Source organism: Martelella limonii (assembly GCF_013344475.1).
Lineage (GTDB): Bacteria > Pseudomonadota > Alphaproteobacteria > Rhizobiales > Rhizobiaceae > Martelella > Martelella limonii.
Genome location: NZ_JABUOU010000006.1, coordinates 188981 through 213572, shown reverse-complemented (window position 1 = coordinate 213572; position 24592 = coordinate 188981). Strand labels below are relative to the sequence as shown.

The 24592-nt window shown below is 62.7% G+C and carries 22 protein-coding genes; 10 read left to right on the top strand and 12 right to left on the bottom strand.

Going from position 1 to position 24592, the window contains the following annotated elements; all coding sequences use genetic code 11:
• Positions 1–4: 4 nt before the first annotated feature.
• The 4 genes from yjfF to ytfQ form a co-directional block, all read right to left on the bottom strand.
• Positions 5–976: a galactofuranose ABC transporter, permease protein YjfF gene (gene yjfF / locus HPQ62_RS14235; RefSeq protein ID WP_174803230.1), complete on the bottom strand. Its 972-nt coding sequence runs from the start codon at positions 974–976 to the stop codon at positions 5–7.
• Positions 973–1986, bottom strand: a complete 1014-nt coding sequence (locus HPQ62_RS14230; protein WP_174803229.1) for an ABC transporter permease — start codon at positions 1984–1986, stop codon at positions 973–975. The genes yjfF and HPQ62_RS14230 overlap by 4 nt, the downstream gene beginning before the upstream one ends.
• Positions 1986–3494: a sugar ABC transporter ATP-binding protein gene (locus tag HPQ62_RS14225; protein ID WP_174803228.1), complete on the bottom strand. Its 1509-nt coding sequence runs from the start codon at positions 3492–3494 to the stop codon at positions 1986–1988. The genes HPQ62_RS14230 and HPQ62_RS14225 overlap by 1 nt, the downstream gene beginning before the upstream one ends.
• Positions 3495–3638: 144 nt before the next feature.
• Positions 3639–4589, bottom strand: coding sequence for a galactofuranose ABC transporter, galactofuranose-binding protein YtfQ (gene ytfQ, locus HPQ62_RS14220; RefSeq protein ID WP_174803227.1), 951 nt, complete (start codon positions 4587–4589; stop codon positions 3639–3641).
• Between the two features lie 261 nt (positions 4590–4850).
• Here ytfQ and HPQ62_RS14215 point away from each other — a divergent pair, with 261 nt between their 5' ends.
• The 6 genes from HPQ62_RS14215 (at position 4851) to HPQ62_RS14190 (ending at position 10174) form a co-directional block, all read left to right on the top strand.
• Positions 4851–5867, top strand: a complete 1017-nt coding sequence (locus tag HPQ62_RS14215; RefSeq protein ID WP_174803226.1) for a LysR family transcriptional regulator — start codon at positions 4851–4853, stop codon at positions 5865–5867.
• A gap of 72 nt (positions 5868–5939) precedes the next feature.
• Positions 5940–6350: a universal stress protein gene (locus HPQ62_RS14210; RefSeq protein ID WP_174803225.1), complete on the top strand. Its 411-nt coding sequence runs from the start codon at positions 5940–5942 to the stop codon at positions 6348–6350.
• A gap of 31 nt (positions 6351–6381) precedes the next feature.
• Complete coding sequence (locus HPQ62_RS14205) at positions 6382–6702, top strand: TraR/DksA family transcriptional regulator (protein ID WP_174803224.1); 321 nt, start codon at positions 6382–6384, stop codon at positions 6700–6702.
• A gap of 324 nt (positions 6703–7026) precedes the next feature.
• The gene (locus HPQ62_RS14200; protein WP_174803223.1) at positions 7027–8844 is read left to right on the top strand and encodes a DEAD/DEAH box helicase; all 1818 of its coding nucleotides are present in this window, start codon (positions 7027–7029) and stop codon (positions 8842–8844) included.
• A gap of 213 nt (positions 8845–9057) precedes the next feature.
• Positions 9058–9579 carry a lysozyme inhibitor LprI family protein gene (locus HPQ62_RS14195; RefSeq protein ID WP_174803222.1) on the top strand — a complete coding sequence of 174 codons (522 nt, stop codon included), beginning with the start codon at positions 9058–9060 and terminating at the stop codon, positions 9577–9579.
• An 82-nt stretch (positions 9580–9661) separates the two neighbouring features.
• On the top strand, positions 9662–10174 hold the full coding sequence (locus HPQ62_RS14190; protein ID WP_174803221.1) for a GNAT family N-acetyltransferase: 513 nt from the start codon (positions 9662–9664) through the stop codon (positions 10172–10174).
• 267 nt (positions 10175–10441) lie between these two features.
• Here the strand turns inward: HPQ62_RS14190 and glpK are convergent, their stop codons facing one another.
• From glpK to HPQ62_RS14175, 3 genes are all read right to left on the bottom strand, one after another.
• Positions 10442–11932 carry a glycerol kinase GlpK gene (gene glpK / locus HPQ62_RS14185; RefSeq protein WP_174803220.1) on the bottom strand — a complete coding sequence of 497 codons (1491 nt, stop codon included), beginning with the start codon at positions 11930–11932 and terminating at the stop codon, positions 10442–10444.
• Positions 11933–11960: 28 nt separating this feature from the next.
• Positions 11961–13463 carry a glycerol-3-phosphate dehydrogenase gene (gene glpD / locus HPQ62_RS14180; RefSeq protein WP_174803219.1) on the bottom strand — a complete coding sequence of 501 codons (1503 nt, stop codon included), beginning with the start codon at positions 13461–13463 and terminating at the stop codon, positions 11961–11963.
• 91 nt (positions 13464–13554) lie between these two features.
• Entirely contained in the window at positions 13555–14940 is a 1386-nt protein-coding gene (locus HPQ62_RS14175) for an MFS transporter (RefSeq protein WP_174803218.1), read from the bottom strand.
• Positions 14941–15130: 190 nt separating this feature from the next.
• Between HPQ62_RS14175 and HPQ62_RS14170 the strand changes: the two genes are divergently transcribed.
• The 4 genes from HPQ62_RS14170 to HPQ62_RS14155 all read left to right on the top strand — a co-directional run bounded on the left by HPQ62_RS14170 (position 15131) and on the right by HPQ62_RS14155 (position 18519).
• The gene (locus HPQ62_RS14170; protein ID WP_174803217.1) at positions 15131–16117 is read left to right on the top strand and encodes an MBL fold metallo-hydrolase; all 987 of its coding nucleotides are present in this window, start codon (positions 15131–15133) and stop codon (positions 16115–16117) included.
• A gap of 182 nt (positions 16118–16299) precedes the next feature.
• The gene (gene guaB / locus HPQ62_RS14165) at positions 16300–17802 is read left to right on the top strand and encodes an IMP dehydrogenase (protein WP_174803216.1); all 1503 of its coding nucleotides are present in this window, start codon (positions 16300–16302) and stop codon (positions 17800–17802) included.
• A 106-nt stretch (positions 17803–17908) separates the two neighbouring features.
• On the top strand, positions 17909–18202 hold the full coding sequence (locus tag HPQ62_RS14160) for a type II toxin-antitoxin system RelE/ParE family toxin (RefSeq protein ID WP_174803215.1): 294 nt from the start codon (positions 17909–17911) through the stop codon (positions 18200–18202).
• A complete protein-coding gene (locus HPQ62_RS14155; RefSeq protein ID WP_174803214.1) occupies positions 18202–18519 on the top strand; it encodes an addiction module antidote protein in 318 nt (105 codons plus the stop codon). The genes HPQ62_RS14160 and HPQ62_RS14155 overlap by 1 nt, the downstream gene beginning before the upstream one ends.
• A gap of 5 nt (positions 18520–18524) precedes the next feature.
• Here HPQ62_RS14155 and HPQ62_RS14150 read toward each other — a convergent pair whose 3' ends face one another.
• The 5 genes from HPQ62_RS14150 to mnmC2 form a co-directional block, all read right to left on the bottom strand.
• A complete protein-coding gene (locus HPQ62_RS14150; protein ID WP_174803213.1) occupies positions 18525–19343 on the bottom strand; it encodes a transglutaminase family protein in 819 nt (272 codons plus the stop codon).
• 22 nt (positions 19344–19365) lie between these two features.
• Entirely contained in the window at positions 19366–20304 is a 939-nt protein-coding gene (locus tag HPQ62_RS14145) for an alpha-E domain-containing protein (RefSeq protein WP_174803212.1), read from the bottom strand.
• 2 nt (positions 20305–20306) lie between these two features.
• Complete coding sequence (locus HPQ62_RS14140) at positions 20307–21728, bottom strand: circularly permuted type 2 ATP-grasp protein (protein ID WP_174803211.1); 1422 nt, start codon at positions 21726–21728, stop codon at positions 20307–20309.
• A 485-nt stretch (positions 21729–22213) separates the two neighbouring features.
• Positions 22214–23572 carry a DEAD/DEAH box helicase gene (locus tag HPQ62_RS14135; protein WP_174803210.1) on the bottom strand — a complete coding sequence of 453 codons (1359 nt, stop codon included), beginning with the start codon at positions 23570–23572 and terminating at the stop codon, positions 22214–22216.
• 279 nt (positions 23573–23851) lie between these two features.
• Positions 23852–24556, bottom strand: coding sequence for a tRNA (5-methylaminomethyl-2-thiouridine)(34)-methyltransferase MnmC2 (gene mnmC2 / locus HPQ62_RS14130; protein ID WP_174803209.1), 705 nt, complete (start codon positions 24554–24556; stop codon positions 23852–23854).
• Positions 24557–24592 lie beyond the last annotated feature (36 nt).

Sequence of the window (24592 nt, the reverse complement as noted above, 5' to 3'; positions counted from 1 at the left end):
TTTTTCAATGCGCCGTGGCACGGTCCATGGTCAATCGCAGAAGTCCCTTCTGCAGCACGATGAACAGGAGCAGCAGAACACCGATTGCAATCTTGGTCCACCAACTCGAAAGTGTGCCATCGAACACGATATAGGTCTGGATCAGGCCCATTGTCAGCACACCGAACAGCGTTCCAAACACATAGCCTGCGCCACCGGTCAAAAGCGTGCCCCCGATGACGACGGTGGCGATGGCCGTAAGCTCCGTCCCGACGGTCGCGAGTGGATAACCGGATCCGGTATAGATCGCGAACACGATCCCGGAAAGCCCCGCCATCAAGCCCGAAAAGGCGTAGATCGATACCGTGGTGCGTCCGATCCGCGATCCCATCAGGCGCGCCGTCTGCTCGCCGCCGCCAAGCGCGAAGACATTGGTGCCGAAGCGGGTCTTGTGCGCGACGAAGTGGCCGGCGACGAAGCAGAGAAGCATCACCACGCCGATCAGCGTCAGACGACCCTTGCCGGGCAGAACCCAATAGGTCTTCTGCAGCATGGCAAAGAAGTCGTTGTTGATCGGCACGGAATCGATGGTCATCATGTAGGCGACGCCGCGCGCCAGGAACATGCCGGCGAGCGTCACGATGAAGGCAGGCATGCCGAGCGTGTGGATCAGCCAGCCCATGGCTGCGCCGAAGACGGTTGTAATGACCAGCAGCAGCACGAAGACCACAAGCGGGTGAAGCCCGGTATCGCGCAGCAGCACGGAGATGAACACGCCCGCAAAGGCGATCACCGAACCGACCGACAGGTCGATGCCGCCCGACAGGATCACCACCGTCATGCCGACGGCCACGATGCCGAGATAGGCATTGTCCGTCAGAAGGTTACCGGCAACCCGTGTCGACAGCATGAACGGGAACTGGATGTAGCATATCGCATAGGCGACGATGAAGATCGCGATCGTGGCATAGAGCGGGTAGAGGCGCGGATTTTTCACTTGCCTGCCTCCCCTGCCTGCTTGCCGCCAAACAGATTGCGCCGCATGTATTTCAGATCGCCGGTGATGTTCGGCGATTGCAGAACCAGAATGAAGACCACCAGAACAGCCTTGATCACGAGATTGTATTCGGAGGGGAAGCCCGCCAGCAGGATGCCGGTATCGATGGTCTGGATGATCATCGCACCAATCACGGCCGCCGAGATCGAGAACCGTCCGCCCATCAGCGAGTTGCCGCCGATGACGGTGGCGAGCACGGCATCAAGCTCGAGCCAGAGCCCGGCATTGTTGGCGTCGGCGCCGCGAATATCGGCGGTAATGATGATGCCGGCAAGCGCCGCGCAGAAGCCGGACGCCATGTAGACGGCGATCAAGAGCACGTGCGCGTTGATACCGGCCAGCGCCGATGCCTTGCGGTTGACGCCGATCGCCTCGATCAGCAGGCCGAGTGCAGTGCGTCGCACCAGCAGGATGACGAGCGCTGCGGCCAGGACCCAGATCCAGACCGGAACCGGAATGCCGAGAAGCGAACCGGAGCCGAGATAGGCAAAGCTCGGCAGGTTGAAGGTGAGGATGCGGCCTTCGGTGATCAACTGCGCGATGCCGCGGCCGGAGATCATCAGGATCAGCGTTGCCACGATCGGCTGGATGCCGATGAAGGCAACGAGCACGCCATTGAAGAGGCCTGCGATAAGACCGACGATGATGGCCATGGCAATCGCTGCCGCAAGGCCGTAGCCGGCGCCGATCGTGGCCGCCGCCATGGCGCCCGCAATCGCGATCACGGTGCCGACCGAAAGGTCGATGCCGCGCGTGGCAACCACCAGCGTCATGCCGATCGCCAGAAGTGCGACCGGCGCGCCGCGTTTCAAGACGTCGATCACCGGGCCGACGAAGCGGCCGCCGGAATAGTCGATCTGCAGGAAGCTCGGAAAGAACAGGCTGACCAGAGCGACCAGCACCGCCAGCGTGATCAGCTGGGGAATGACGCGTTTCAGACCCTTAGGCATTACACGGCCTCCCGCTCGTCGGAGGCGATCGCCTTGACGATGTTTTCGGTGGCGATCTGGGCTCCGGTCAGTTCTGCGACATGACGGCGGTCGCGCACCACGATCACGCGGTCCGACGCTGCAATCAGCTCGTCAAGTTCGGATGAGATGATGAGGATCGCCATGCCCTCCTTGGTGATGTCCTGGATCAGGTTCAGAATTTCGGCGTGCGCGCCGACATCGATGCCGCGCGTCGGTTCGTCGAGGATCAGGAAGCGCGGGTTCATGGCGAGCCAGCGGGCAAGCACGACTTTCTGCTGGTTGCCGCCGGACAGTTCGCCGATCGGCTTTTCCGCGCTCGAGGTCCGGATATCGAGTTTCTTGATGTATTCGGCTGCGAGCCGGTCCTGTTCCGTCCGGCTGATCGGCCGCGCCCAGCCGCGCCGCGCCTGAAGCGCAAGCGCAATGTTCTCGCGCACGGAGAGATCGGCGATGATGCCGTCGGTCTTGCGGTCTTCCGGGGCAAAGCCGAAGCCTGCCGCAATCGCATCGCGCGGGCTTGAAAGGCTGACCTTGCCATTCTTGTCCGAAACAGAGCCGCTGCTGGCGCTGCGCACGCCGAACATCAGTTCGGCAGTTTCTGTGCGGCCCGAGCCGAGAAGACCGGCAAGGCCGATGACCTCGCCGCTGCGGATATCAAGATCGAAGGGTTCGACGACATTGCGCTTGCCGAGACCGCGTACCGTCAGCACCGGTTCGGCACTGACCCGGCCTTCGGTGCCGCGCCGTTCGCCATCGGTTTCGGCCTCGTCAAGTTCGCGGCCCAGCATATGGGAAATCAGCCGCACCCGGTCGAGTTCGGCGGTCTTCTCGGTGGTGATCTTGCAGCCATTGCGGAGCACGGTAACGCGGTCCGTCAGCGAGAATACCTGATCGAGGAAGTGGGAGACGAAGATGATCCCGAGACCTTGGTCGCGCAGCTTGCGCACGACGTCGAACAGCATTTCGACTTCACGCGCATCAAGGCTTGCGGTCGGCTCGTCCAGGATCAGCACCTTGCCGGAAAGGGCAACTGCGCGGGCGATGGCGACGATCTGCTGGACGGCGACGGAATAGCTGCCGAGATCGCGCGAGACGTCGATATCGAGGCCGTAGCCTGCAATCATCGCCTCGGCCTCGCGCCGCATGGCCGCGCCGTTGATGATCCCGAACCGGCGCGGTTCGCGCCCGAAGGTCAGGTTCTGGGCGACCGTCAGGTTCGAAAGCAGGTTCACTTCCTGATAGACGGTGCCGATGCCCAGATCCTGGGCCTCCAGCGTCGATTGGGGAGAAATGGTTTCGCCATCCAGCCTGATGATGCCGTCGTCGCGGTTGTAGGCGCCGGTCAGGCATTTGATCAGCGTGGATTTTCCTGCGCCGTTTTCGCCGAGAAGGGCGTGGACTTCGCCGGCTGCGAGCTCGAAATCGACATTGTCGAGCGCCTTCATGCCGATGAAGCTCTTGGTGAGATTTTGAATTGTCAGAAGCATTATCGAGCACCTTGGAACGAACGCGCGGCGCCTGTTGTCAACGCGCATCATCGCGGAACCGGGCGCGTGCCCGATTGCGATATGCGCTAGGCATGCCGAGGCGGCCGGAGCCCCGATGACCCCGACCGCACCCGGGAGGAAGGCTTAGTAGCCGAGGCTCTTGCGGCGCTCTGCCTCACCCTGCGGATCGTCAGCCTGGGTATAAAGCTTCGATTCCGTCTGGATGAACTTCGGCGGCATCGTGCCGTCCTTCATGTAGGCTTCGAGCGCATCAAAGGCCGGGCCTGCCATGTTCGGCGTCAGTTCCACCGTGGCATTTGCCTCGCCGGCAGCCATGGCCTGGAAGTAGTCCGGAACCGCGTCGATCGCGACGATCAGGATGTCCGTGCCGGGCTTCAGGCCTGCTTCCTTGATCGCCTGGATGGCGCCGACGGCCATGTCGTCATTGTGGGCATAGAGTGCGCAGATGTCTGCACCGCCGTTTTCAGCCTGGAGGAAGCTCTCCATGACTTCCTTGCCCTGCGAGCGGGTGAAGTCACCCGTCTGGCTGCGGACGATCTCGATGTTGGAATGGCCATCGATCGCGTTGCGGAAGCCGGTGGCGCGGTCGATCGCAGGCGACGAACCGGTGGTGCCCTGCAGCTCGACGACGCGGCACGGCTTGTCGCCGACCGTATCGACCAGCCAGCCGCCAGCCACTTCGCCTTCATGCACGAGGTTGGAGCCGACTGCCGTCAGATAAAGGTCGTCGGAGCTGTCGACCGAACGGTCGAGCAGGATCACCGGAATGTCGGCGTCCTTGGCTTCTTCCAGAGCGCTGTCCCAGCCGGTTGCGACGACCGGTGCCAGAAGAATGGCGTCGACGCCCTGGGCCACGAAGGCGCGGATGGCGGCGATCTGGTTTTCCTGCTTCTGCTGGGCATCGGAGAATTTCAGGTCGATGCCGCGCTCTTCAGCCTGCTGCTTGGTGAGCGTGGTTTCAGCCGCGCGCCAGCCCGATTCCGAGCCGATCTGCGAGAAGCCGACGGTCTGGGCCGAAGCGGCAGCAGCCGTCATCGTGAGTGCGGCCACAGTCGTAAGAAGTAGCTTTTTCATGTATTATGTCCTCCCGTTTACATCATTGCGGCAAGGCAGCCGCATGCACGGATGGCGCGTGATCGCGCCGCCCGGAAAATCGCCGAGATGAACCATCGAGCCGGGGGCATGTCCTCCCGCCACGGCTGTTTGGTTTTGAAGGCCGCCTCAGGGTTTCCCGTTTTGGTTGCCAGCAAATTTATCCTTGCGATTGGGAGAGTGTTGCAATTTACCGTGATAGAGACAAATGAATAATCGTGTTTCTGATATAGCAGAAATGGTATGGATATGATGCGCAGCGGCGAGCGGTATAGCGGACAGGACGAATTCATCCGGCGAGGACTGCGGTTTTCGCAGATGCGCCTGATCGCGCTTCTCGACCGCAAGGGCCAGATTTCTTCGGCCGCCGCCCAGCTCGGCATGACCCAGTCGGCGGCCTCGCGCCTGCTGTCGGAACTGGAGCATACCGTCGGCGCCAAGCTCTACGAGCGCCATGGCCGCGGCGTGGAACTGACGGAAGCCGGCCAGGCGATGGCGGAGCAGGCGCTGCTGATCCTCAACCAGCTCGACAATGCCCACCGGGAAATCGCCCAGATCGTCGAGGGCGCGCGCGGTCTGGTGCGCATGGGCGCGGTGACCGGGCCGTCGCTGCAGCTGATGATGCCTGTCATCCGGCAGTTGCGCGAGCATTATCCGGAGATCGAGGTCTCGGTGCTGGTCGATACATCCGACAAGCTTGCCGAGGCCCTGTTCTCGCATGACATTGACTTCTACATCGGCCGTCTGCCCGAGGATATGGATGCCAAATCCGTGACCATGCGCCCGCTTGGCGTCGAACCGGTCACCATGATTGCGGGCCTGAACCACCCGCTTGCCGGCAGGGAGACGGTCTCGATCGGCGACTGCCTCGATTACGACTGGGTGCTCCAGCCCGTGGGCGCGCTGATGCGCCGCTCGGTCGAAGCCTATCTGATGGCCCATGGCTTCCAGCTTCCCCGCCACGTTTTCGTGACGACATCGCCGCTTCTGTCGCTTGCCATCATCGCCGAGACCGATGCGGTGACGCCTGTCGCACAGCCGGTCGCCGATTTCTTCCACAAGGACGGCAAGCTCGGCGCCGCCATCTGCCAGCTTCCGGTGCGTGAGCGTATCGAGGTCAGCGCCTATTCGATCATCCAGCGGGTGACCGCCGTGCAGCCGCCGCCGGTCAAACGGGTGCTGGCGCTGATCGAGCGGCAGGTGGCGCTCGATCCGGAGGCATTTCCCCAAAGCGGGGTCCCTCTTCGCAAGCAGACTTGATCATGGTCAATGCGCGCTGATCCGAAAAGCGCAGACTGACCCCATCAATCCTGCACACAGGAGGAACAACAGATGTTCAAGAAGATCATCGTGCCGGTCGATATCGCAACGCCCGAAAAAGGCCTCGACATTTTCACCAAGGCCGCAAGTCTCATGGATGAGGGCGGCCAGATCGTGCTGCTTCACGTGGTCGAGGAAGTGCCCACATATCTCGCGATCGACATTCCTGTCGACATGATCGAAAACGCCGCGAACGAGGCGCAGGACCGGCTGACAGAGCTGCGTGCCCGCACCGGCATCGACGCGACGATCGAACTTCGGATCGGCCCGCCTGCGCGCGAAATCCTTGCCTGCGCCGAGGAGCAGGGCGCAGACCTCATCATCATCGCCTCGCATCGGCCTGATTTCTCGAATTATCTGATCGGCTCTACGGCCGATCGCGTCGTGCGCCATGCCAAATGCTCGGTCCTGGTCCGCAGATAAGCGCTGCCAACTGAAGCTTATGGAGGATGAAATGGACGTCAACCGTTACAAGACAATGCTTGAAGGCCGCGAGGCCGAGATCATGGACCGGCTCCGCCGGATCGACGGCGACCTCGGTCGCGCCCGCAATCCCGACAGCGCGGAACGGGCAACCGAATCGGAAAACGACGAGGTTCTCGAAGAATTCGGCCATGTCGGCTCCGATGAAATGAAGGCGATCACCGCTGCGCTCAAGCGCATCGAGGACGGCACCTACGGCATCTGCGTCAGCTGCGGCGCGCAGATCTCGAAGGAGCGGCTTGAGGCCGTGCCGCAGACGCCGTTCTGCAAGGCATGTGCTACGGCACATTGACGAAGGCTGATCGCGGGCGCTTTCGAGGGCTCCTCAGCCGGCGGAAAGCGCGCGCAGGGCGACTGAGCGGCCAGCAGCGGAAAGGCCGGTCTGGGCGTTCATGTCCGGGGTGGCGGATGGCGCGATGATTGTCCCATCAATCCGTTCGCCGCCTTTTATGGCCGGTATATCCGGCCGCTGCCCGGGCGCGCGCCTGCGCCGCATCCCTTCAGTTTCGCCGGACCCCGGTGTCAGCCAAGCATTTCGGGGGCGTCGATCCGGGCAAACTATCGCTATCCAGAGCGCACACATGATGATATTCGGCGACCAGCAAAGGTGGTAACCATGACGCCGAATACCGAATTCAATGCCCAATCCGCGATCGCCGCCATACATCCGGCGCTCGCCTCCGCCCTCGCGGCGAAAGGCTACAGCACGCTTACGCCGGTGCAAATGGCGATGACGGATGAAGATCACGCCGACGCCGACCTGCTGGTCTCGGCGCAGACGGGATCGGGAAAGACGGTTGCCTTCGGCATCGCCATCGCGCCGACGCTGCTTGGAAACGGCGCGCGTTTCGACGCCGCTGCCGCGCCGCTCGGTCTTGTCATCGCGCCCACGCGCGAACTTGCCGTCCAGGTCCAGAAGGAACTCGAGTGGCTCTACGCAGGCGCGGATGTCAGGATCGCAACCTGCGTCGGCGGCATGGACATGCGCAACGAACGCCGGGCGCTTGAGCGCGGCGCCCATCTCGTCGTCGGCACGCCCGGGCGGCTGCGCGATCACATCATGCGCGGCGCGCTGGACCTTGGCGCCATCCGCGCCGTTGTTCTCGACGAAGCCGACGAGATGCTGGATCTCGGCTTTCGCGACGACCTGGAATTCATCCTCGGCGCCGCGCCGCAGGAACGCCGCACATTGCTGTTTTCGGCGACCGTACGGCGCGGCATCGCCGAGCTTGCGAGGACCGTGCAGAAGAACGCGGTGCGCATCGAGACGACGGCGCCGACCGCCCAGCATGCCGACATCGAATACCAGCTGATGCTGGTGCGGCGCGACGAGCGCGAACATGCCATCATCAATACGCTTCTCGATACTGACAGCGCGAGCGCGCTGGTGTTCTGCCACACGCGCGAAGCGGTTCGTCATCTGACGGCCCGGCTCGCCAATCGCGGCTTCGCGGTGGTTTCGCTTTCGGGCGAGATGGCGCAATCGGAGCGCTCGAATGCGCTGCAATCGATGCGCGACGGACGCGCGCGGGTCTGCGTGGCGACCGATGTCGCAGCGCGCGGCATCGACCTTCCGAACCTCGACCTCGTGGTCCATGCCGATGTGCCGAGCAACCCGGAGACCCTGCTGCATCGCTCCGGCCGAACCGGCCGTGCCGGTCGAAAGGGCGTCTGCGTGCTGATCGTGCCGGAAAACCGGCGAGGCGCTGCCCAGCGTGTGCTGGCATTGGCGAAGCTGACGGCGACCGTTCGTGCCGCGCCCGGCATTGCCGATATCGAGGCGCGCTATCGCCGGCGGATCATCGATGCCGCAGCTTCTGCAGCACCCCCGGAAGACGCGGAGGCGCAATTCGTGGCCGAGCTGCTGGAGCGGGTGGGGCCCGAGCGCATCGCCGCAGCGTTCCTGCGCCAGCAAGTGGCTGCAAACCCGGTCCCCGAGGAGCTCGTGCCGCTTCGCGCCGATGCGCTTGAAAACCGGACATCCGGGCGTGACCGCCGCTCCGCAGACCGAAACGCGTCGGTTCGCGAGCCGCGCCCCACGGACATGCCGGACGGCGTATGGTTCACCATCTCGCTCGGGCGCAAGCAGCGCGCCGATCCGAAATTCCTGCTGCCGATGATCTGCAATGCCGGCGGCGTGACCAAACGCGATGTCGGTGCAATCAGGATCGATGATACCGAAACCCGTTTCGAGATTTCGGCCGAAAAGGCCAGTGCCTTTGCAAAGCAGATCAGGCAGCCCGGCAGCCTTGAGAAAGGCATCATGATTGCGCCTTCCGGCGAAATGCGCGAGAAGCCGAGACAAGCGAAGCCGGGTCAGGCGAAGCCGAAATTCAAGCAGGACGGCAAGCCCAACCGCAAACACAAGGCCCCTTCTGCCGATCGCGGCAAGCCGCCGAAGAACAAGAGCCGCAAACCGAAGCGTCCCGCCTGATCCGGGCGGATCGGCTGTACGCTGCCCTGGACCACCGAACGGTCCAGGCCGCGTTGCCGGCAGCAGGTCATACTCTCAGGAATACTTTCCAAGCGGGAACGGGCGCTCGTCGCCGAAGTCATGCCGCTCAAAGCCGGTTCCCTGCGAAACCCGCTTTGACACGCGCCTGGCGCTCGCCCACTATGGTGCGACTAGAAAACCGAGGAGGATTTTATGGTGAGACTATTGGGTCTGGGTTTGGCTGCGGCGCTGATGATGGCCGGGCCGGTGTTGGCTGAGGATGAGCAGGTCCAGTATTCCGACGCGCCGACGGCAGACTGTCTTGCCGGCGCGGAGACGGCGGAGGCAATGCGCGCCTGCATCGGGCTTGCGACGGCGAAATGCGTCGATGCCTCGGATTACGGCTCGACGACCATCGGCATGATGCAATGCGCCGAGAAGGAAACGGCCTTCTGGGATGGCAAGCTGAATGCGACCTATAAAGATCTGATGGCGCGCGCCGAAAAGTTCGACAAGATGAATGCGGATGATCCACGCATTGTCGAAAAGATCGCCGACAGCCTGCGCGCCATGCAGCGCGCCTGGATCCCCTATCGCGATGCCACCTGCACCTTCCAGTATTCGCTCGGCATGGGCGGCACGATCGCCTCGACGCTCGCCTCCCATTGCCAACTCGACATGACGGCCGAGCAGTTCATCTATCTGACGCATGCCTGGGAGCCGCTTGGAAACTGATGGACGATCCGGTTGCGGCATTGTAATGGCTCGCCTGCCGTGCTGCGTGCGATTGCGGCATTTTTGAAAGACAGGTGTGCCCATGATGATACGCGATGCCGTTGAGGCCGATCTTCCGGCCGTGCTCGAGATCTACAACGACGCCGTGATCCATTCGACGGCGATCTGGAACGAGATCGTCGTCGATTTGGACAACCGCAAGGCATGGCTTGCCGCGCGCCGGGACAAGGGCTTTCCGGTGCTGGTGGCCGAGCGCGACGGCGCCGTTCTCGGCTACGCAAGCTATGGCGACTGGCGCGCCTTTGATGGCTATCGTCACACGGTGGAGCATTCGGTCTATGTCAGGAGCGACGTGCGTGGCGGCGGCATCGGCCGGGCGCTGATGCAAGCGCTGCTCGCCAGGGCGCAAGAGGCGGGCGTTCATGCGATGATCGCCGCGATCGAGGCTGGCAATACAGGCTCGATCGCGCTGCACGAAAAACTTGGTTTCTTCCATACGGGCCGCTATCCCGAAGTCGGCACCAAGTTCGGCCGCTGGCTGGATCTGGTGACGATGCAGTACCGGTTTGCGGAAAAGACTGGCGCGGCCGGCTGAGGGTTTTGGCTCGGTCATTCCGAGCGTGTTGCCGGTCCCGCAGCACCGGGCGGTAGGCGTCGTGCTGTCGGCCAGGCCCGGGCGTATCGGCGATGCAGGATGGTTGATCCGGAACGGCCTTGCCGGGCGGCCTGGACCCTCGGGTCAAGCCCGAGGATGACCCATAATATGGGCTGGTTCTTTGATGAAAACTGGGTTCTCATCCGGCTTCCGGCTTCCGGCTTCCGGCTTCCGGCTTCCGGTTCTGGCGAAGCCCGATGACTGACCTCAGATTGCGCCGAGCGTCCGGTTCACGGCGTTTTTCCAGCCCTTGTAGAGCCGTTCGCGGGTGTCTGCGTCCATTGCCGGCGTGAATTGGCGCTCAAGCGCCCAGGTGCGGGCGAATTCGGCGCGATCCGGATAGAGCCCGGCGCGGCTTCCGGCAAGCCATGCGACGCCGAGCGTGGTGGTTTCAACCACTTCGGGACGGTCGACCTTCACGCCCAGGATGTCGGAAAGGAACTGCATGGTCCAGTCATTGGCGCTCATGCCGCCATCGACACGCAGGATATTGGCGCTGTCCGATCCGCCCCAGTCGTCATGCATGGCTTCCAGCAGGTCGCGGGTCTGGTAGCCGACGCTTTGGAGAGCCGCGCGGGCAAATTCCGCCGGGCCAGAATTGCGGGTGAGGCCGTAGATCGCGCCGCGGCTTTCCGCATCCCAGTAGGGCGCGCCAAGGCCGGTGAAGGCGGGAACCATGTAGAGCGTCTGCTTCGTGTCGGCGGATTTTGCCAGCGCATCGGTCTCGCGGGCGTGGCGGATCACCTTGAGGCCGTCCCGCAGCCATTGCACCACGGCGCCGGCGATGAAGATCGAACCTTCCAGCGCATAGGTGGGCGTGCCATCGAACTGATAGGCGATCGTGGTCAGCATCCGGTTGCGGCTCTTCACCATCTTGTCGCCGGTGTTGAGCAGCGCGAAACAGCCCGTGCCATAGGTTGATTTCAGCATGCCGGGTTCGAAACAGGCCTGACCGATGGTGGCCGCCTGCTGGTCGCCGGCAACGCCAAAGATCGGAAGCTCCTTGCCGAACAGGTCCGCGCGGGTCATGCCGAAATCGGCCGCGCAGTCCTTCACCTCCGGCAGGATCGCCTGCGGAATCTTCAAAAGCTTGCAGATGTCCTGATCCCATTCGCCGCGCGCGATATTGTAGAGCATGGTGCGCGCGGCATTGGTGGCGTCGGTCACATGCGACCTTCCGCCGGTAAGCCGCCAGATCAGATAGGTATCGACCGTGCCGAAGGCGAGCTTGCCGTCCTCGGCCTTTTCGCGCGCGCCCTCGACATTGTCGAGCAGCCAGGAAAGCTTTGTGGCGGAGAAATAGGGGTCCAGCAGCAGGCCGGTGGCCTCGGTGATGAAGCCCTCATGGCCCTCCTCGCGGAGCCTCGCGCAGTGGTCTGCGGTGCGCCGGTCCTGCCAGACGATGGCGTTGTGGATCGGCCGGCCGGTGTCGCGATCCCAGACGATCACGGTTTCGCGCTGGTTGGCGATGCCGATGGCGGCAATCGAGCTGGCGGCGATCTCCGCGCGCTCGATCGCCTCGCGGCAGGTCGCCGCCACCGTCGACCAGATATCGGCCGGATCGTGCTCGACATGGCCGGAGGCCGGGTAATGCTGCGGAAATTCCTCCTGAGCGGACGCGACGATCCGCATCTGATCGTCGAAGACGATGGCGCGGCTCGACGTCGTGCCCTGATCGATTGCCAGAATATGGCCCATGCTTTTTCCTCCCGCTTTTATTGTCTTGTCAGCCTTCGCCCCGCATGAAGGCATCAAGCGCTGCAATTTCTTCGGCGCTCATCCTAAGGCCGCGCTTGGTGCGGCGGAAGACGATATCCTCGGCCGTCTGCGCAAATTCCTTCTCCATCAACCAGCGCACTTCTGCTTCATAAAGGCCTGCGCCGAAATCGCGGCCGAGATCGGCTGCGGTCCGGGCATCGCCCAGAAGCGCCCAGCACTCGCTGCCATAGGTGCGGATCAGGCGCAGCGCGGCAGCGTGATCGAGGAAGGGGTAGTCGGCCGCAAGCTTTCCCGGCATGGCAGACGTTTGCGAAACGGCAAAGTCGCCGCCCGGAAGCGTTGAGGTAGCGGTCCAGTCGCCGCCAGCCTGTGGAAAATAGCGGGACAACTTGTGGATAACGGCTTCCGCCAGTTTGCGGTGGGTGGTGATCTTGCCGCCGAAGACGCTGAGCAGCGGCGCGCCGTCATCGCGCAGCGAAAGCACGTAGTCGCGCGTGGCGGCGGTGGCGGAAGAGGCGCCGTCATCATAGAGCGGGCGCACGCCCGAATAGGTCCAGACGATATCGTCGGCCGTCACCGGCGTCTCGAAATATTCCGAGGCGAAGCGGCAGAGATAGTCTGCCTCCTCCGGCGTGCACTTTGCTTCGCTTGCAGGCCCGTGATGATCCTGATCGGTGGTGCCGATCAGCGTGAAATCCTGCTCGTAGGGAATGGTGAAGATGATCCGCCCGTCCGAGCCCTGGAAAAAATAGCAGCGGTCGTGGTCGTAGAGCTTGCGGGTGACGATATGGCTGCCGCGCACCAGCCGCACCTTTTCCTTGGTGTTGACGTCGAGCTGGCCCTTCAGCAGATCGGCAACCCAGGGACCACCGGCATTCACCAGCGCCCGGGCGTGGACCGGCGGAAGCGGACCGGAAGCGCCCTCGAGCGCGACCTTCCACAGCGTCTTGCCATCTTCGCCCTTCACCTGTTCGGCGCCGGTCACGCGGGTGCGCGTCATGATCGTCGCGCCGCGGGAGGCCGCATCGCGGGCCATCAGCGAGACCAGACGGGCATCCTGGATCCAGCAGTCCGAATATTCGAAGGCGCGGCGATATTCGCTTTTGAGCGGTTTTCCGGCGTTTTCGCGCGCAAGGTCGAGCGTGCTGGTCGCCGGCAGGATCTTGCGGCCGCCGAGATGATCGTAGAGAAACAGGCCGAGCCGGAGCAGCCACCAGGGACGCAGGCCCTTGTGGTGCGGGAGCACGAAGCGCATCGGCCAGGAGATGTGCGGCATCGCCTTCAACAGCACCTCACGCTCGATCAACGCTTCGCGCACCAGCCGGAACTCGTAATATTCCAGATAACGCAAGCCGCCGTGATAGAGCTTGGTGGAGGCGGAAGAGGTTGCCGATGCCAGATCGTGCATCTCGGCAAGTGCCACCGACAGCCCGCGCCCGGCAGCATCTCTGGCGACGCCAACACCGTTGACGCCACCGCCGATGACGAAAATGTCGACAGGTTCTGACATGCAAGTCTCCCGCTTTTGTAAAGCGTGATCCTGCGCCTTCATTTTCGTTTTGTCAAAGGTAATGTTCGTAATTATTCGTTTTGAGTTTTTGCTATTCCGCTGGCTGCTTGTGCCCGGAGACCGCTGCGCCGCTGTCTGCGCTGAGCCGCAGCAACGGCAGGACGGCGGCGAGCGAGACGAAGGACACGACCACAAAGGCGATGTGGAAGTGCTGGACGGTCAGCTGTTCGCCGCTGATCCAGCCGGTCACTTCCAGGATGGTGGCGGCAAAGGCGACGCCAAGGGCAAGGCTCACCTGCTGGTACATCGAGGTCGAGGCGGTGGCCTGGCTTGCCTGGGCAGGCTCGATATCGGCATAGCCGAGCGCATTGACGCCGGTGAAGAAGAAGGATCGGCAAAGGCCGGTGCCGAACAGGATCAGAAGAATGATCACGCGTGGCGTGGTCGCCTCGAAAAACGCAAAGCTCACGGTGAGCACCGAGGTGCCGATCGCGGCCGTGATGAGCACGTTGCGAAAACCGTAGGCGGCAAAGACGCGCGGCGCGATGAACTTCATCATCAAGGCGCCTGCGGCCCCCACAAAGGTGATCATGCCGGACTGGAACGGGTTGAGGCCGAAGCCGAGCTGCAGCATCAGCGGCATCAGAAACGGGAACGCGCCGGTTGCCATGCGGAAGAAGGCGGAGGCGCTGACGCCCGCGCGGTAGCTTGCCGTCCGGAACAGGTTGAGGTTCAGGAGCGGGTTCTGCTTGCGGCGCGCGTGAAAAAGATAGGTGATGGCGGCAGCGACACCGATCAGCGTGGTGATGAGGCCGGTCGCCGGCGGCAGCGCCGGAAGCGAGATCACCGACAGGCCGAAGACCAGCCCGGCGGCCGCCGTCGCCACCAGGAAGAAGCCCATCCAGTCGAGGTTGGAGGGCGGCTCGTCCTTGATCACCGGCAGGAAGATGGCGGACATGATCAGCCCGAGAATGCCGATCGGCACATTGATCAGGAAGATCCAGTGCCAGGAGAAATAGGTGGTGATGAAGCCGCCGACGGGCGGCCCCGCCATCGGCCCGACCAGAGCGGGGATCGTCAGAAGCGCCATTGCCCGCACAAGCTGGGACCGGTCGGTCGTGCGCAGGATCACGAGGCGGCCGACGGGCGTCATCATCGCCCCGCCCATGCCCTGCAGGAAGCGGGCGCCCACGAATTCCAGCAGGTTGCCGGAGATCGCGCAGCAGATCGAGCCTGCAAGGAAGACCACGATCGCCGAGCGGAATACCCGTGCCGCCCCGAAACGGTCCGCCATCCAGCCCGAGACCGGAATGAAGATCGCAAGTGCCACCATGTAGGTCGTCAGCGCCAGCTTCAGCGTGATCGGTCCGACATCTAGGTCTTTCGCAATGGCGGGAAGGGCGGTGGAGATCACCGTCGAATCCATGTTCTCCATGAACAGGGCTACGGCCATGATGAGCGGTACGACGGGATTCATGGAATGCGCTTTTCTCGAAATCATGTGCGAAAGGCATGTTTCTTAAACCCCTTGGCTGCAATTGCCAATGGTCATTCTCCCCAGGGCCTCACGTAAAAGTGAGACCCGTGACGGCGTGAAATCGAGCCGATGCGCTTGAAACGTCCCGAATCTGCCCAAGGTCAGGTGTTTGTTTGAAGAGAGGACGATCATGGCAGAAATGAAGGGTATCCACCGCCGCCGCCTGATGGCGACAGCAGGTCTGACCGCACTTGCCGCGCCCTTTGCAGCGCGCGGCAGCGCGCACGCGGCCGATGATGAGACGATGGCGCAGGCCGAGGGGCCGCGCACCGACAGCTTCCCGCTTGGCGATTTCAAGCTCGTCGTGGTTGAGGATGGCAGCCGGGTCATGGAAAATCCCGGCGAGACCTTCGGCACGGGCCAGGCGCCCGAAGCCGTCGGCGCGCTTCTCGAAGAGAACTTCCTGCCCGCAGACAAGATGGTCAACGGCTTTGCGCCGGTGCTGGTGGATACGGGCGAACAGACGATCCTGTTCGACACCGGGATGGGCCCCGCAGGCCGCTCCTGGGGCGCCGGCCGGCTGATCGAGGGGCTGAAGGCCAATGGCTATCAGCCGGGCGATATCGACGTCGTCGTCATCACCCACATGCATGGCGACCATATCAACGGGCTGATGGAAGAAGTCGGCCCGGCCTTTCCCAATGCACGCTATGTGTTCGGCGACAAGGAATATGCCTTCTGGAGCGACGAGTCGCGGATGGGCACGCCTGCCGAAGGCGGGCACGAGAGCGTCAAGAAGCTGATCGTGCCGCTTGTCGACAAGGCGACCTTCATCAAGGGCGGGGACACGGTGGCGCCGGGCATCACGGCGATCGAGGCCTTTGGCCACACGCCGGGGCACATGGTGTTCATGCTCGAATCCGGCGGCCGCAAGCTGCTGCTGACGGCCGACACCGCCAACCACTACGTGCTCTCGCTGCAGCGGCCGGACTGGCAGGTGCGTTTCGACATGGACAAGGACATGGCCGCCGCGACACGAAAACAGGTGTTCGACATGGTTGCGGAAGAAAGGATCCCGTTCCTCGGCTATCACATGCCGTTCCCCTCGGTCGGCTATGTCGAAAAGACTGATCAGGGCTACGTTTTCATGCCGAAGACCTATCAGTTCAGGCTCTGATCCCGGCCCGCCGGAGAGCATCGTTGGAAAAAGCTGCAATCCGCAGCGATCGTTGCGGATTGCTATTTCCATCCCGTCATCTTCGTGTTACGAGCACTCGCCAACTTCCAGGATTATCTTGCAAGGGACCGGGCGGCAAAAAGCCATCCGGGCCATTTCGTATTTTGAAAAGGAAATTGGCCATGGCGCAGATTATTCAGGCCGCGACCGGCGTGCAGGCACTCACCTTCGATGACGTGCTGCTGCAGCCGGGTCATTCGGAGGTCATGCCGGGGCAGGTGGATGTTTCCACCACGATCGCCCAGGACATCCACCTCAACCTTCCGATCCTTTCCTCCGCAATGGATACCGTCACCGAGGCCCGGCTTGCCATTGCCATGGCGCAGGCTGGCGGCATCGGCGTCATCCACCGCAACCTGTCCCCCTTCGAACAGGCCGATCAGGTTCGCCAGGTCAAGAAGTTCGAAAGCGGCATGGTCGTCAATCCGGTGACGATCGGCCCCGATTCAACGCTCGCCGAAGCGCTGGCGCTGATGAAGGCGCACAAGATTTCCGGTATTCCGGTGGTCGAGCAGGGCACCAGCGACGGCAACAGCTCCGGCCGTCTCGTCGGCATTCTCACCAACCGCGATGTCCGTTTCGCCTCCAAGCCCGAGCAGCGCATCTATGAGCTGATGACGCGCGAGAACCTCATCACGGTCCGCGAAACAGTCGACCAGCAGGAAGCCAAGCGCCTGCTGCACCGCCATCGCATCGAAAAGCTGCTCGTCGTCGATGATCGCGGCCACTGCGTGGGGCTGATCACCGTCAAGGACATGGAAAAGTCGCAGCTGAACCCGAATGCCTCGAAGGATGCGCAGGGAAGGCTCCGTGCTGCTGCGGCGATCTCGGTCGGCGATGACGGCTATCAGCGCGCCGAGATGCTGGTCGATGCCGGCGTTGACCTGATCGTCATCGATACCGCGCATGGCCACTCCCAGAAGGTGCTGGACGCCGTCGGCCGGGTGAAGACGCTGTCGAATTCGGTGCGCATCATGGCGGGCAATGTGGCGACGGCGGATGGCACCAAGGCGCTGATCGATGTCGGTGCCGATGCTGTCAAGGTCGGGATCGGGCCGGGCTCGATCTGCACCACCCGCATCGTCGCAGGCGTCGGCGTGCCGCAGCTGGCAGCCGTGATGGCAGCCGCTGATGCCGCGCGCGCCGCCGGCATTCCGGTGATCGCCGATGGCGGCATCAAGTTCTCGGGCGATCTGGCCAAGGCGATTGCCGCGGGCGCCTCCGCCGTCATGGTCGGCTCGCTGCTGGCCGGCACGGATGAAAGCCCGGGCGAAGTGTTCCTCTATCAGGGCCGCTCCTTCAAGGCCTATCGCGGCATGGGCTCCGTTGGCGCCATGGCGCGCGGCTCGGCCGACCGTTATTTCCAGGCGGAAGTGCGCGATACGCTGAAGCTGGTGCCGGAAGGCATCGAAGGACAGGTGCCCTATAAGGGCCCGGCGGGTGCTGTGCTGCACCAGCTCGGCGGCGGCCTGCGCGCCGCCATGGGCTATGTCGGCGGCAAGAACATCATCGACTTTCAGGAAAAGGCGACCTTCGTGCAGATCTCGAACGCAGGCCTGCGCGAAAGCCACGCCCACGACGTGACGATCACGCGCGAAAGCCCGAATTATCCGGGCGGCGTTTGATTTTATTGCGGTAGGAAAGTCGGATCGGCGGGATGGAAATCCCGCCGATTTGCTTTTGGGCAAAGCTGCATCTTGACCAGACAGGACTGTGAACTATAGTTCACATATGGCGAACGTGCTGCAAACGGAAACATTCTCCGAATGGCTGTCGCAGCTCCGGGACCGACCGGCGCGCGCAAGGATTATCGCACGCATCCGCCGTATCGAGCAGGACAACCTGGGTGACGTGAAACATCTCGGTCAGGGGCTTTCGGAAATCCGCATTCACCATGGACCCGGTTATCGCATTTATTTTTCGCGCGATGGCGAAACCATCGTTATCCTCTTGTGCGGCGGCGACAAATCCACGCAGCAGAGAGATATCGGCAAGGCGCGCGCGTTGATGAAGGGATTGGCGTAATGGAAACTGAAAAGACCGGCGCACTCATGCCGTTTGATGCTGCGGACTACCTCGAAACGCCGGAAGACATTGCGCTCTACCTTGATGCCGTTCTGGAGGAGGGGGACGCCGCGCTCATTGCTGTGGCGCTGGGGGATGTGGCGCGTTCCAAGGGCATGACGGCGGTTGCGCGCGAGGCCGGGGTGACGCGCGAAGCGCTCTACAAGGCATTGAGCGAGAAGGGCGACCCCAAGCTTTCGACATTGCTTGGGGTTCTCAAGGCGCTCGGCCTGCACCTCTCGGTCAAGTCGGTGATGCCGCATGACGATGCGGCATAAGGCCCTCAGCTCTGGCTCTGCGACTGGCTCTGGCCGGCGACCTTCAACCTGACTTCCAGCGTCTCGCGACCGCCGCCGATCGTCATGCCTGAGACGGGAGCGGCGTCCTTGTAGTCGAGGCCGGATGCCACGCGGACATAGCGTTCGTCGGGGCAGACCTTGTTGGCGGCGTCGAAACCCACCCAGCCGAGGCCTTCCAGATAGCATTCGGCCCAGGCGTGGCTCGCGGTCTGGTTCGGCATATCCTCCATGAAGAGGTAGCCCGAGATGTAGCGTGCCGGCACCTTCATCGCGCGGGCGCAGGCGATGACGATGTGGGCGTAATCCTGGCACACGCCCGCCTTGTTTTCGAGCGCTTCGGCTGCAGTCGTTGCCACGGAGGTGGAGCCCGGCTTGAAGGTCATGGTCTTGTCCATGATCGCCATCAGATCGTGCAGGCGCGCAAGTTCAGAATCGCCCTCGAGCCGTTCCACGAGTTCCCTGATCGGCTCCTCGGCAACCGTCAGCGGCGTTGGCCGCAGGAATAGCCAGAGCGGAATGTCCGGCGAAGCCGGGCCGAAGATGCCGTCGGTATCGCGCGTTTCCACCGTGCCGGTGGCTGTCAGGCGCACCGTGTTCTGTTCGCCCTCGACCGAGACCAGCCGCACATGGTTCTCGTACTGGTCCACATAGGCGACCTCGCTTTTGGCCCCCTCGATGGAGACGGTCCAGTCGCGCACGGTCTGGCCGCTGGAGTCCACGGGCGTGAGGCGCAGCCGCTGCAGCGAAAACTGAACCGGCTCGTCATAGCTGTATTCAGTCACATGATTGATGTTCAAAAGCATCGTCTTCTGTCCTCTCTTCGCTTCAGACGTAGAAGCGATACCCCTCGCTGATTTGCTGGCTCACCGTGTTGTTGCGCGTGACAAAATCCTCTAGGAACTCGTGCAGACCATTATCCATGATGGTTTTGATCTTCTGGCTTCTGAGCGTGTTGCGGATCGCGTGGGCGGTCTCGTGTGCCTGCACCCGCACGCCGTAATCGGCGGCCAGATAGTCGAGATTGAGCGCAACTTTCTCGTAGCAATAGGCAAGCGAGCGGGGCAGCTGCACATCGAGGATCAGGAATTCGGCAATTTGGCTCGGCTTGTACTCGCCATTGTGCACCCAGCCATAGGCGCGATGGGCCGAGACCGAGCGCAGGATCGACTCCCACTGCAGATTGTCGAGCGAGGTGCCGACATGATGCACCGAGGGCAGGAGCACGTAATATTTCACGTCGAGAATGCGGCTGGTATTGTCCGCACGCTCGATGAAGGTGCCGATATGGGCGAAATTGTAGATCTCGTTTCGCAGCATCGACCCATGGAAGGTGCCGCGGATCAGCGCGGTGCGGAGCTTGATCGCGTCGATCGCCTTCGGCAGATCCGCGGGCTTCACCTTGGCGCCGAGAAGGGCGCGCGTCTCGATCCAGCACTCATTGGTCGCCTCCCATGTCTCGCGCGTCAGCGCGGTGCGCACCAGGCGGGCATTGTTGCGGCCCGCATCGATGCAGGAGACGACGCTCGACGGATTGCGGCGATCGCGCAGAAGGAAGTCGATCGCGTTTTCCGCGGTCAGCTTGTCGTAGACCTCGAAATAGGCTTCCTGGACGCCGGCGCTCTGCAGAATGCCGTCCCAGTCGTCGGCCCCCTTGGATCGGGTCAGCGACACGCGCTGGCCGGCATCGATCAGGCGGGCAATGTTTTCGGCGCGCTCGATGTAGCGGAACATCCAGAACAGGCCATTGGCGGTTTTTCCGAGCATGATCAGTCCTCCAGCACCCAGGTGTCCTTGGTTCCGCCGCCCTGGCTGGAATTCACCACCAGGGAGCCCTCCTTGATCGCGACGCGGGTAAGCCCTCCGGGCATGATCCTGACGCGGTCGGAGACCAGAACATAGGGTCGAAGGTCGACATGGCGGGGCGCAATGCCCTTCTTGACGAGGATCGGAACGGTCGACAGCGAAAGCGTCGGCTGGGCGATGTAGTTGGCAGGCCGCGCGCGCAGCTTGGCCGTGAAATCCTCCAGCTCCTTCTTGCTTGCCGCCGGACCCACCAGCATGCCGTAGCCGCCGGAGCCGTGCACTTCCTTGACCACCAGATCGGCGATGTTGTCGAGCACATAGGCAAGGCTGTCCGGCTCGGAGCAGCGCCAGGTCGGCACGTTTTCCAGAAGCGGTTTCTGGCCAGTGTAGAATTCGACGATTTCCGGCATGTAGGAATAGATCGCCTTGTCGTCGGAAATGCCGGTGCCGGGCGCGTTGGCGATCGTGATGTTGCCGGCGCGGTAGACGTCCATGATGCCCGGGACGCCGAGCGCGGAGTCGGGTCGGAAGGTGAGCGGGTCGAGGAAGTCGTCGTCGACGCGGCGATAGATCACGTCGATCGCCTCGTAGCCGCGGGTGGTGCGCATCTTCACCTTGCCGTCGATGACGCGCAGGTCGGAGCCCTCGACCAGTTCCACGCCCATCATGTCGGCCAGGAAGGAGTGCTCGTAATAGGCGGAATTGTAGATGCCGGGGGTGAGCACCGCCACGCGCGGCCTTGTGCCGGAAAAGCCGGGAGGGGCAAGCGTGGCAAGGCTCTGGCGCAGAAGCTGCGGATAGTCTTCCACCCTGCGCACGCGGTTCTTGTAAAACAGTTCGGGAAACATCTGCATCATGGTTTCCCGGTTTTCCAGCATGTAGGAAACGCCGGACGGGGTGCGGGCATTGTCTTCCAGAACGTAGAACTGGTCCTCGCCGGTGCGCACGATATCGGTGCCGACGATGTGGGTGTAGACGCCGCCGGGCGGCTCGAAGCCAATCATCTGCGGCAGGAAGGCGTCGTTTTCCTCGATCAGGCGGCGCGGAAGCCGGCCAGCCTTGATGATTTCCTGCTTGTGGTAGATGTCCTTCAGGAAGGCGTTCAGCGCAATCACGCGCTGTTCGATGCCGGCGGCGAGCTTGCGCCATTCCTTGCCGGCGATGATGCGCGGCACAATGTCGAAAGGAATGAGCTTCTCAGACGAGTCCGCATGGCCATAAACGGCAAAGGTGATGCCGGTCTTGCGGAATATGTTCTCGGCATCTCTGGATTTGGCGATCAATGAGGCCGGGTTTTGCTGGCTGTACCAGTCGTAATAGTCCTTGTAGGGCTCGCGCGGTTGGTTTCCCGCGTTCATCATTTCATCGAATGCCAAAGCGTTCATCCCCCGATTGTTATTCTCTCATATCAATACAACATCGACAGTAATGCAAGCGGCATGCCTGTCCGAACGATATTGTTTTTTACGGTCCTTGATGAGAGGAACGCGCTGAAAAACAGGCAGTTCCGTAGAAACTGCGCCGCTTTAATATGCAGCCTGCGATGGTGGGGGGTGCAATCTCAGGTTTTTCGATCGGGAGTTTGTGCACGCGGTCAGCCGATGTTGCGGCATAATCGGTGCGGAAACATGCCGCAGGCCGGGGCCGGCGGTACAAGGAGCGCGCGGCGCGATCGCATTCGAGATGGCTGCTCGTCGATTGTGCTGGCGATGCTTCGCCATCATCAGCGGCATGGGCCATCCCCGGTTTGCAGAGGCGTTTCGGGGGGGGGGCGCGTTCTTGTCAGGGACGGGAAGGGAGTGGGCGCAAGCCCGGAAAAGGGCCGGCAGATAGATGACCCGCCGCCGAAGCGGCGGGTCATCAAAGGGTGTTACGCGCTCTGGCGACGGTCGCCTTGGCGGTTGCGCGGGCGGCGGTTCTTGGCCGGACGGCTGCGGTTTGCCGCATCGCGCGGCTGGCCGTCGCGCTGGCCATCGCGTTGACCGTTGTCACGCGGCGCGCCATTGGCCGAAGGCCGTGCACGGCGTGCAGGCTTGCCGCTTGCACCGGGACGGCCACGGCCGCGGCTGTTGCCGCGTGCGGGGCGCTCCATGGTGGCATGAGGCTCGCCGCTGGCGATCGTAATCTCGATGCCCGTCAGCTTCTGGATGTCACGCAGCAGCGCGGTTTCTTCCGGCGTGCAGAATGCAATCGCCTTGCCTTCCTTGCCGGCGCGTGCGGTACGGCCGATACGGTGCACATAGGCGTCGGCCACTTCCGGCAGGTCGTAGTTGTAGACATGGGTCACGCCGGGCACGTCGATGCCGCGTGCGGCAACGTCGGTTGCAACCAGAACGTTGATCTCGCCGGTCTTGAATGCCTTCAACGCGCGCTCGCGCTGACCCTGGCTCTTGTTGCCATGGATCGAGGCGGTGGCGAAGCCGCGGCTTTCGAGATGCTTCATCAGCTTCTCGGCGCCGTGCTTGGTGCGCAGGAATACGATCGCACGGCCTTCCGGATTGTTGGTGAGTTCCTGGCGCAGGATCTCGACCTTGTCGTTCTTGCCGGAGACGAAGTGGACGGCCTGTTCGACCTTGTCTGCGGTCTTGCCGGGCGGGCTCACTTCGACGCGCTCCGGATTGGTCAGGAAGCGCTTGGAAAGCTCGGCGATGGTTTTCGGCATGGTGGCCGAAAACAGCATGGTCTGACGCTCGTCCGGGACCATCGAAGCGATCTTCTTCAGGTCATGGATGAAACCGAGGTCGAGCATCTGGTCGGCTTCGTCGAGCACGAGGTAGCGCACGGCCGAAAGGTTCAGCGCCTTGCGGTCGAGCAGGTCCAGCAGACGGCCGGGGGTGGCGACGAGAATATCGGTGCCCCCGGAAAGCTGATGCTGCTGGCGGTTGATGGAAGCGCCGCCGACGACGATGTTGACCTTGAGCGGCGTCTTGCGGGCAAAGATGCGCAGGTTTTCTGCAATCTGGTTCACCAGTTCGCGCGTCGGCGCGAGAATCAGCGTCTTGACGGCCTTGGGGGCGGGCTTGCCGCCATTGGCAAGCAGCATGTCGATGATCGGCAGGCCGAACGCGGCGGTCTTGCCGGTGCCGGTCTGGGCAAGGCCCATGATGTCACGGCCTTCGAGAACCAGCGGGATCGCCTTCGCCTGGATCGGCGTCGGGGTTTCGTAGCCTTCGCTGGCAATGCGGGCAACGAGCTGTTCGGAAAGTCCAAGTGTATTGAAGTCGGTCAAATCTAAAGCGCCTTTCAAGGCATGCCGAAAGCACTCCGCGCCTCTGCGCAAATCGCAGATGCCGGTGTTTTCGGTTTCAAGAACCCCGCGTGAAGTGGGAACTTATCGGTGGAAATTGCCTTCCGCGCGCCGGGCGGGAAACCCGGTCTTATCAACAGGCGCTTGCCCTGGACTTGCCGCGCCCAAGTTCGGGACATCTGCGACAGGCATGCTCACGCGGCATGCGAACAGGTGGAAAGCTGGGCACTACATGATGCGCGAACCATCAAAAGTCAAGCGTTACCTTTCGCCAGGTCGGTAACCGGCGAGCATTTCGCGCTTTCCGGCAAAGCCCGGACGGCGCTCGACCAAGAATCCGGCGGCCTGGAGATTGCGGCGCACGAAGCCGGCGGCCGTGTAGGTGCCGAAGGTGCCGCCGGGACCGGTGTGGTCAAACACCGCCCGCATCAGGCTTTCCGACCACATGTCGGGATTGCGCGCCGGCGCGAAACCGTCGAGATACCAGGCGTCGAATGTATCGTGCAGCGCCGCAAGCGAGGCGAGCGCATCGCCGCAGATGACGGTGAGGCTGGTCTGCGGGTCGAGCGCAAGCGTGATGATGCCGTCCGGGCGGTCCGGCCATGCCGCGACGAGCGCCTGCCGCTCCGCTTCGATTTCCGGCCAGTGCGCCAGCGCGCGGACGATGTCGTCCCGTGTCATCGGATAAAGCTCGAAGGAGGTGAAGCTGAGATGCCCATCCCGCTTGCGGCAGGTCTTCCATTGCCGGAACGTCTCGCAGAAATTGAGCCCCGTGCCGAAGCCCAGCTCGCCGATGCTGAAGCGCCCGCAAGCCGGAAAGCGTTCGGCAAGCCTGTTGGCGTCGATGAAGACATGGCCGCATTCGGCGCGGCCGTCGGCGATCGAGAAGAAATGGTCCTGAAAGGCTTCAGAAAACGGCCTTTCGCCGTCCTGCCAGGTGATCGCGTCGTTGAGAGGCTGTTGCATGCGTCCGCCATTTGTGGTCCATCGCGGGCATGAATG